The organism is Thermosulfuriphilus sp. (assembly GCF_054026695.1).
The window spans coordinates 112,152-120,054 of sequence record NZ_JBPMLP010000053.1; the positions used below are offsets into that span (position 1 = coordinate 112,152).

At 50.5% G+C, this 7,903-nt stretch carries 7 protein-coding genes; 6 read left to right on the forward strand and 1 reads right to left on the reverse strand.

From position 1 onward, the window contains the following. The first annotated feature begins 2 nt into the window (after positions 1-2). The 6 genes from ACXJJX_RS09755 (at position 3) to ACXJJX_RS09780 (ending at position 7,257) form a co-directional block, all read left to right on the forward strand. Entirely contained in the window at positions 3-2,012 is a 2,010-nt protein-coding gene (locus tag ACXJJX_RS09755; RefSeq protein ID WP_456434405.1) for a tetratricopeptide repeat protein, read from the forward strand. A 124-nt stretch (positions 2,013-2,136) separates the two neighbouring features. Then, the gene (gene groES, locus ACXJJX_RS09760) at positions 2,137-2,427 is read left to right on the forward strand and encodes a co-chaperone GroES (RefSeq protein WP_456434406.1); all 291 of its coding nucleotides are present in this window, start codon (positions 2,137-2,139) and stop codon (positions 2,425-2,427) included. Positions 2,428-2,499: 72 nt separating this feature from the next. After that, positions 2,500-4,125 carry a chaperonin GroEL gene (groL, locus tag ACXJJX_RS09765; RefSeq protein WP_456434407.1) on the forward strand — a complete coding sequence of 542 codons (1,626 nt, stop codon included), beginning with the start codon at positions 2,500-2,502 and terminating at the stop codon, positions 4,123-4,125. Positions 4,126-4,234: 109 nt separating this feature from the next. Beyond that, positions 4,235-4,891, forward strand: coding sequence for an ABC transporter ATP-binding protein (locus ACXJJX_RS09770; RefSeq protein ID WP_456434408.1), 657 nt, complete (start codon positions 4,235-4,237; stop codon positions 4,889-4,891). Further along, positions 4,888-5,694 (forward strand): ABC transporter permease, encoded by an 807-nt coding sequence (locus ACXJJX_RS09775; protein WP_456434409.1) that lies wholly within the window; start codon positions 4,888-4,890, stop codon positions 5,692-5,694. The genes ACXJJX_RS09770 and ACXJJX_RS09775 overlap by 4 nt, the downstream gene beginning before the upstream one ends. 57 nt (positions 5,695-5,751) lie before the next feature. Beyond that, positions 5,752-7,257 carry a methyl-accepting chemotaxis protein gene (locus tag ACXJJX_RS09780; protein WP_456434410.1) on the forward strand — a complete coding sequence of 502 codons (1,506 nt, stop codon included), beginning with the start codon at positions 5,752-5,754 and terminating at the stop codon, positions 7,255-7,257. Positions 7,258-7,310: 53 nt separating this feature from the next. Here the strand turns inward: ACXJJX_RS09780 and ACXJJX_RS09785 are convergent, their stop codons facing one another. Then, a complete protein-coding gene (locus ACXJJX_RS09785) occupies positions 7,311-7,715 on the reverse strand; it encodes a bacteriohemerythrin (RefSeq protein ID WP_456434411.1) in 405 nt (134 codons plus the stop codon). Between the last annotated feature and the right edge of the window lie 188 nt (positions 7,716-7,903).

Consider the following 7,903-nt stretch of genomic DNA (forward strand, 5'->3'; position numbering starts at 1 on the left):
AAATGAAAGAGCCAGTACTCTCTCTATATGCACCACTGCCCTCTTTGGGAAAGGTCCTTTTCCCCGGTAGATTTGAGGCCTTTGTCCAAACAGTGGGCCGAGAACTTTCCCGCAAGGGGGGTCGGGTTTCCTCCCATAAAGGCTTTTTCTATGTCCTCTCTCCCGGCCTTAAAGAAGCGGTCTTGCTGGCAGATGAGCTCTTTTCTTCGATCATTGATTTCTTTAAGGGGCCTCTTTCGGTAGCTCCTCCGCCATTTCAAGTGGTCCTTGAACTAGGCAAGGATGCCGCTGGTCTTACCCGAAGGCTTTTTAGCAATACCGATCGTCTCCGTCCCGGCCATCTCTATTTGGCCCCTCAGGCAGCCCATCAATACCGCCGCGAGAAAACAGCCAGCTGGGGTATCCTGACCCAACTCGAACCCCTTGAGGGGACAGATCTGAGCGAGCTGCGTCTAGCCTCAAGTTTTAAGAGCGAGGCCCTTTTTGGAGCCCGAGACCTTCCTTTTTTGGGGCGGGAGTCAGAATGTTTTTACTGTGGGGCATTTGATCATCACCCAGGAGACTGCCCTAGCAAAAAGCTTGATCTCAGCCAGCAAGGCCTAAGAGCCCTGGCTCGGATCAAGCCTGAACATGTAGGTCATCGTTTTGAGAAGGCCTGGTTTAAGAAAGACCTGCGAGATGTGGGTTATCTGGCCTTCTACGATCTTCGTCTCATCTACCAACTTCGGTTTCTGACCCAACTTTGTGGTACAGAAGCCGAAAGGTGGGAGGGGATAAACCTCCGGCGTCCTACTCCTCCAAAGGGGCCTCTTTTTTTGGCCCTTGATGCCCTAAGGGTCGGAGGGCATGAGGAGGCCCAGAGGCTTCTGGACAAGCTTATTGAAGACCGGCCTCAGGATTCAAAGCCCTTTTTGGTTTTGGCCTTTCTGGCTATCGAGAGCCTGAATCTTGACCGGGCCCTGGTCTTCCTTGAAGAGGCTCTTGATCGGGCCCGACTCCCGGTGGAGCGTTCCTATCTTTACCTACTCAAGGCCCGCTGCCTTGATCTCAAGGGCCAGAGTTCCCTGGCCGACGAGGCTCTGAAAGATGCCTTCAGGATTGACAAAAGCTGTGATGAGGCCCTCTATGCCGAGGCCATCGCCCTTTCTCGAATGGGGGTCTACGACGAGGCCGAGGCCAGGGTCAGGGCCCTGATAGGCCAGTCATCATTTTTTTGGATGAAGGCCTACTTGGAGCCCAATTTTATTGGTTGGCAGCTTAACCTGGAGGAGATCTTGGCTCGCCATCTCACCGTGGCCCAGGAAGAGGCTTTGGCCCATCTGACCCGGGCCGAAGAGGTGGTGGCCGGGCTTAAGAAGGTCTTCAGCTCCGAGGACGAAGAGGTGAAGACCAAAGAGGAAAGCCTTGAGGAGATAAGAAAGGCCATCTATGAAGGAGGCATTGCCTCAGTAGAAGAAGCCCGGAAAGCGGCGGCTCACTTGGCCCTTGATGGTCAGGGTATGATCGTCCGGCGACAGCGGGAGGTGGTTGAAGGGGTCAGAGAACTCATCAGACGCTATGATGATCTGGTGATCTTCTGGCGAGAATATCCTTACAAGGCAAAATATGCCCATTTTGGTCGGGCTCTTGAGGAGATCAAAGAGGCCTTAAGGGGATTGGAGATTCTGTCTAAGAGTGACCCGCAACGAAACATCAAAAAGGTGATGACTGAGGCCAAAAGGCTAGAGGAGGCCCTTGACAGTCTTGAAGCCCAGAAGGGAGGCCTTATTTCCTATCAGACGACCATGGAGCGTTTTCGCTACTTCCTTCGACTTTCGATCATCGGTGAGCTCTTGGTTCTCCTTATTACCCTGGGGCTTCCAACCCTTTTTTCCTACCTTTATTATTTGGCCCCTCAGATCTTTCCCTTTCGACCGCGGCTTTTTTTTGATATCCAGGGGAAGTTTTTCATCTGGGCTACTGTTTTGGTCTTGATCTATTCCTTGGTGAAGACATTTTCCCGAGAAGATTGAACCACCCCTCAAAAAAAAATCTTGCACTGTCAGATCAAGTGATTATATTAGCAGCCGACCTCAGCGAGTGCTAATAAGCCTACGGAAGGTTCAAAAAATCTCAAATTATAGGAGGGAAGGGCGTATGAAGATTCGGCCGCTTCATGACCGGATCCTTGTTCAGAGGATCGAAGAGGAAGAGCGTACCAAAGGGGGAATTATTATCCCTGATACTGCCAAAGAGAAGCCTATTATGGGCAAAGTCATTGCCGTGGGAGACGGCCGGGTAACCGAAAGCGGCCAGAAGATCCCCATGGTGGTCAAGGAAGGGGATCGAATCCTTTTTGGTAAGTATGCTGGCACTGAGGTCAAGATTGAAGGTGAAGAGTACCTCATCATGAGAGAGGATGACGTCTTGGCCGTGATTGAGGATTAATTCTTCGATAGTTCTTCTCTTTAATTCCAACCACACAACAATTCTCAGAGATTAAATTAAGGAGGGAGAGATATGGCTGCTAAGGAGATTAAATATGGCATTAAAGCCCGTGAGGCGATCTTAAACGGCGTCAACAAGTTGGCCGATGCCGTCAAGGTTACCCTCGGGCCCAAGGGGCGCAACGTGGTCATTGAGAAGTCCTTTGGTTCCCCGACCATTACCAAGGATGGAGTTACCGTAGCCAAAGAGATCGAGCTTGAAGACAAGTTTGAAAACATGGGGGCCCAGATGGTCAAGGAGGTGGCCTCTAAGACCAGTGATGTCGCCGGAGATGGTACCACTACGGCGACTATCTTGGCCCAGGCCATCTTTACCGAGGGTGTCAAGATGGTTGCCGCTGGAGCCAACCCCATGGAGCTTAAGAGGGGGATTGACAAAGGGGTAGCCGCCGTGGTCGAGGAGCTTAAGAAGCTCTCCAAACCCTGCAAGGACCGGAAGGAGATTGCTCAGGTAGGGACTATTTCCGCCAATAACGATCCTACCATTGGCAACATTATTGCCGATGCCATGGATAAGGTGGGCAAAGAGGGAGTAATTACCGTTGAGGAGTCCAAGAGCCTTGAGACCTATCTTGAGGTCGTTGAGGGAATGCAGTTTGACAGGGGCTATATTTCCCCTTATTTCGTAACTGATCCTGAAAAGATGGAAGCCGTGCTGGAGGATGCTTACATCCTCATCCACGACAAGAAGATCAGCTCCATGAGGGACCTTCTCCCCATCTTGGAGCAGATTGCCAAGATGGGCAAGCCTCTTCTCATCATCGCTGAAGATGTTGAAGGTGAGGCCCTGGCCACTCTGGTGGTCAACAAGATTCGGGGTGTTCTTCAGTGCTGCGCGGTTAAGGCCCCAGGTTTTGGCGAGCGCCGCAAGGCCATGCTTCAGGATATTGCCATCCTTACTGGAGGCCAAGTGATCTCCGAAGAAGTAGGACTTAAGCTGGAAAATGCTACCATAAATGATCTTGGTCAGGCCCGTCGAGTAATCCTTGACAAGGACACCACCACCATTGTCGATGGGGCTGGCTCTAAAGAGGCCATTGAGGCCCGAGTCAAGCAGATCAGGGCTCAGATTGAAGAGACCACCTCTGATTATGATCGCGAGAAGCTTCAGGAGCGTCTGGCCAAGCTTATCGGTGGCGTGGCTGTGATCTACGTGGGGGCGGCCACTGAGACGGAAATGAAGGAGAAGAAGGCTCGGGTGGAAGATGCCCTTAATGCTACCAGAGCAGCGGTGGAAGAGGGCATTGTTCCCGGTGGTGGAACGGCCTACATCCGTTGTCTTCCGGTCCTGGATAGCCTTGAGCTTGAAGGAGATGAAAGGGTTGGGGTCAACATCCTTCGCCGGGCCCTTGAGGAGCCGATTCGCCAGATTGCAGCCAATGCCGGCTATGAAGGCTCTTTAGTGGTCGAGCGAGTCAAAGGCGAGTCTGGTGCGGTGGGCTTTAATGCGGCCACAGGTGTCTATGAAGATCTTCTGGCGGCTGGGGTTATCGATCCGACTAAGGTCTCCCGGACGGCCCTTCAGAATGCCGCCTCTGTGGCCGGCCTTCTCCTGACCACCGAGGCCATGGTGGCTGAGAAGCCTAAGGAGGAAAAGGAGGCCGGAGCTGCCGGCGCCGGCGCTCCTCCGATGTACTAAAGGGATTAAGGCCGGGTAACTCCCGGCCTTAAAGAGAGCCCCGGGTCTAAAGATCCGGGGCTTTTTTGTTATCCATTCCCCGAAGACTTGTGGTATTTCTTCAAAGGGGATGAAGAACTTTTTTTCCGTTGGACCTTTTAGCCTCGAAGAAAACGGTCGTCTTCTCTACCGTCATGTTTATTTCTCTCTCCCCGAAGGTGTCTTTGCTGTTCTTACCGGTCCATCTGGCTCTGGGAAAAGCTCTCTGTTTCGGCAGATCGTAGGCCTCAGCTCCGCACCAAGGGCCAGAAGAGTCCTTGATGATCGGGAGTATCCGCCCTTAGAACTTTCTTCTTTTCGCGCCGAGGCCCTTTTTCTGGCCCAGGGAGGGCCGATGATCTCTGGAACCGTGCTTGATAACCTGACCTTTGCCTTTGGTCTCAAAGCTAGAGGTCAGAGGCGCTTTGATAAAGATCGGGCCCGGGAGCTCATGAGAGAGTTGGGGCTGGCCCATATTTCTTGGCAACAACGGGCCAGGGATCTTTCCGTTGGCGAGCGCCACCGTTTGGCCTTGGTCAGGGCCTTGCTCTGGGATCCGAAGGTTCTTTTGGCTGATGAGCCCTTTGTCGGGCTTGATAAGGAGAGCTATTCTCGAGCTCTGGGACTCCTTTTTTCTCAGGCCCGGCGTTCCCGACGCCTGGTTTTTTGTATCCTCCATGAACCGGTTCCTTCAGACTGTGATCTGCTCTTTGAACTAAAGGGTGGCTGTTTAAAGAGACTTAAATGAACGAACCCATTGCCCTTACTCCAATAGATCTCTTTTTGGCCTCGGGGCTGGTATTTATGGCCGGTATGGTCTCCTTGGCCCTCGGCCTCAGGGTGGAACGGCGTCTTTTTGTTGCGGCCCTACGGACAATCGTCCAGCTCAGTCTCCTGGGGTTGGTGCTTAAGTGGATTTTCGCCATTGAGAGGCCTTGGCCTGTGGTTTTTCTGATCAGTTTTATGATCTTTATGGCCAGTCGAGAGGCGGTGGCTCGGTCCTCGAGACGTTATCCAGGTATATTTTGGGATGCCGTCCTTACCTTGACCTTTTCAGCCCTTGTGGTTGGGGGCATGGTTACCCAGATAATTGTTGGGGTCTCTCCCTGGTATCATCCTCAATACGTGATTCCCCTCATGGGCATGATCCTGGGCAACTCCCTAAACGGGGTCTCGCTAGCCCTTGATCGCTTTCTGGATCATCTCTTTACTAAGAAAGATGAGGTAGAGCTCTATCTTGCCTTTGGTGCCACCCGCTTTGAGGCCTTGAAGGAGCCGTGGCGCCTGGCCGTAAGGACAGGTCTCATACCCATCATTAACGCCATGTCTGTGGCCGGAGTGGTCTCGTTGCCGGGGATGATGACCGGCCAGATCCTGGCCGGGGCCGATCCCATTCAGGCCGTGGTCTATCAGATCTTGGTCATGTTTATGTTGGCCGGCTCTTATGCCTTGGGAACGGCCTTAATTACCCTCTGGGCCGGTTTAAAGATGATCGATTCCCAGGGTCGCCTCTGTTTAGAGAAGCTGTTCAAATCCTCTAGTTCCTTATAGAAAAGTCACTCCTGGCCGATAAACATTTTTGAGAAAATTTCCATTAGGAGGTCGGCCGTGAATATCTTGGGGACCATCAAGGGACGTCTGACGCTGGTGGTACTAGCCATGTTTACAATCAGCCTTATAAATTTTGGAGTCATCTTCTTTGTCTTGAAAAAAAACTCCCAGGATGCGGTGGCCGTAAATCTGGCCGGACGCCAACGGATGCTCAGCCAGAAGATGACCAAACAGTTCCTGGAAGGTGATTTTGCAGGGGCTAGGGAGACGATGGCCCTTTTTGAAAAGAGCTTGCGGGCCTTAAGGAAAGGAGACGGGGAGCTTAACCTCTCTAACGTAAAAGATCCCCAGATTATGGCCCAGATAGAGAGGTTGGAGAGGGTCTGGGTGGAGTTCAAGGCCCACTTAGAGAAGCTTTTAAATGGTCAAGGCACCGAGGAGGATCGGAGATACATTCTCAGCCATAACTTGGAGCTCCTTTCTGAGGCCAATAAACTGACTAAACTTTTCGAAGAAAAATCCGTTCAGGGGCTCCAACAGTTAAAGACCTATCAGGCTGCCATCTTTGGCCTCACCTTGGTCATCCTGGGCCTTATTCTCTGGTCTATTAATGTCTCTGTAGTCAGGCCGGTAGAAAGAGCTCTTTCGGTGGTGGAGAGGCTGGCCAAAGGGGATTTTACCGTTGAGTTTCCTCCTACAAGCAAAGATGAGATCGGTCGCCTTCTCGGGGCCCTAAAGATGATGGCCCAGGAGCTGAGAGGCACCCTTAAAGAGGTTAGGGGATCTTCGGAAAAGGTTTCTAGCTCGGCAGAGACTGTTAACCAGGCTGGTCTTGAGGTAGCTTCTACAGCCAAGAGGCTGTCCAGAGAGGCTGAGGAGGTCCAGATAGCCGAAGAATCCGTGAGTAATAACATCCAGGCTGTTTCCGATGCCGCCCAGGAGATGGTTGCTGCCATTACCGAGATCTCTCAGAATACCTCTCAGGCTGCCCAGGTGGCCAATGAGGCCATGGTCAAGGCTCAGAACACCAATGAAGTTGTCTCTAAGCTAAGCCTTTCTTCCAAGGAGATCGGCGAGGTAGTCAAGCTGATCAACCAGATCGCTGAGCAGACTAATCTTTTGGCCTTAAACGCTACCATTGAGGCTGCCCGGGCCGGGGAAGCCGGCAAGGGCTTTGCCGTAGTGGCCAATGAAGTCAAGGAATTAGCCAAACAAACAGCCAAGGCCACAGAGGAAATCTCCCAGAAGATTCAGGCTATCCAATCTGATGCCGAGGCCTCGGTCCAGGCCATCGAGGAAATTACCGCTATTGTCAGCCAGATAAATGATATTTCCAACACCATAGCTAGTGCCGTAGAGGAGCAGACAGCTACCATGGGAGAGATCAGTCAGTCCATATCTCAAGCCGCTGAAAGTACGGAAAATATCAAGCAAAAGATTGATTCTATGGCTCAAGCAGTGGAAGAGACGGCTAAAAAGGGAGAAGAAAGTCAGCTTCTTTCTCAAGAGCTGACCGCTTTGGCCACCAAACTAAAAGACGTAGTCAGTCAATTCCGTTGCTAAAGTCCCAAAAGGAGCGGGGGATCCCCCGCTCCTTTTGGGACTGACTTTTGCCCCTAACTTAGGCCTTTGTTTTTTAAAAAAAGCCCGCATCTTTTGTCTGTGTCAAGAATATGACATATTAGCCAATCTTTTAGAAAATTTAATAATATATCAGCACCAATGTCTTTTTTATTATACAGGCTATTTATTTCAAAAATGTCCAGTAATAATGATTCGTGTTCTCTTTTGTGTTCTTTGTATTCTGGATATCCGAAATCTTCCATTAACTTTTCTTCTGTGGCGAAATGTGTTTCTGAATATCGAATAAGAGAATTCATGATTGTTGTTAATAATCTTCGATCTTTATTGAGATTGTGTGCTCTTTGTGCACAATTTATTATTTTTATTAGTCGTCTGTGTTGATCGTCTATGCTTTTTACATAAACACTAAATGAATTATTCCATGTTATAAGTTTCATCTCCACCCTCCTCGAATATCTAATCTCCTAATTCCAAAATCGACATCCAGTTTTGTTAGATGAAATAATTCATTAACTAGGTATTTTTTTCTAGATAAGTTTTCCTATTGTTTTATCCGTATATGTGAGGGTGGATTGCTAATTGCCTTAGTTTAACGATCTTCTGTTAGACAATGATATTAAGCGGC

What these genes read in the sequence shown, in the direction of transcription:
- ACXJJX_RS09755 (WP_456434405.1), top strand. Translation starts at nt 3, where the DNA reads ATGAAAGAGCCAGTACTCTCTCTATATGCACCACTGCCCTCTTTGGGA.
- groES (WP_456434406.1), top strand. Translation starts at nt 2,137, where the DNA reads ATGAAGATTCGGCCGCTTCATGACCGGATCCTTGTTCAGAGGATCGAA.
- groL (WP_456434407.1), top strand. Translation starts at nt 2,500, where the DNA reads ATGGCTGCTAAGGAGATTAAATATGGCATTAAAGCCCGTGAGGCGATC.
- ACXJJX_RS09770 (WP_456434408.1), top strand. Translation starts at nt 4,235, where the DNA reads ATGAAGAACTTTTTTTCCGTTGGACCTTTTAGCCTCGAAGAAAACGGT.
- ACXJJX_RS09775 (WP_456434409.1), top strand. Translation starts at nt 4,888, where the DNA reads ATGAACGAACCCATTGCCCTTACTCCAATAGATCTCTTTTTGGCCTCG.
- ACXJJX_RS09785 (WP_456434411.1), bottom strand. Translation starts at nt 7,715, where the DNA reads ATGAAACTTATAACATGGAATAATTCATTTAGTGTTTATGTAAAAAGC.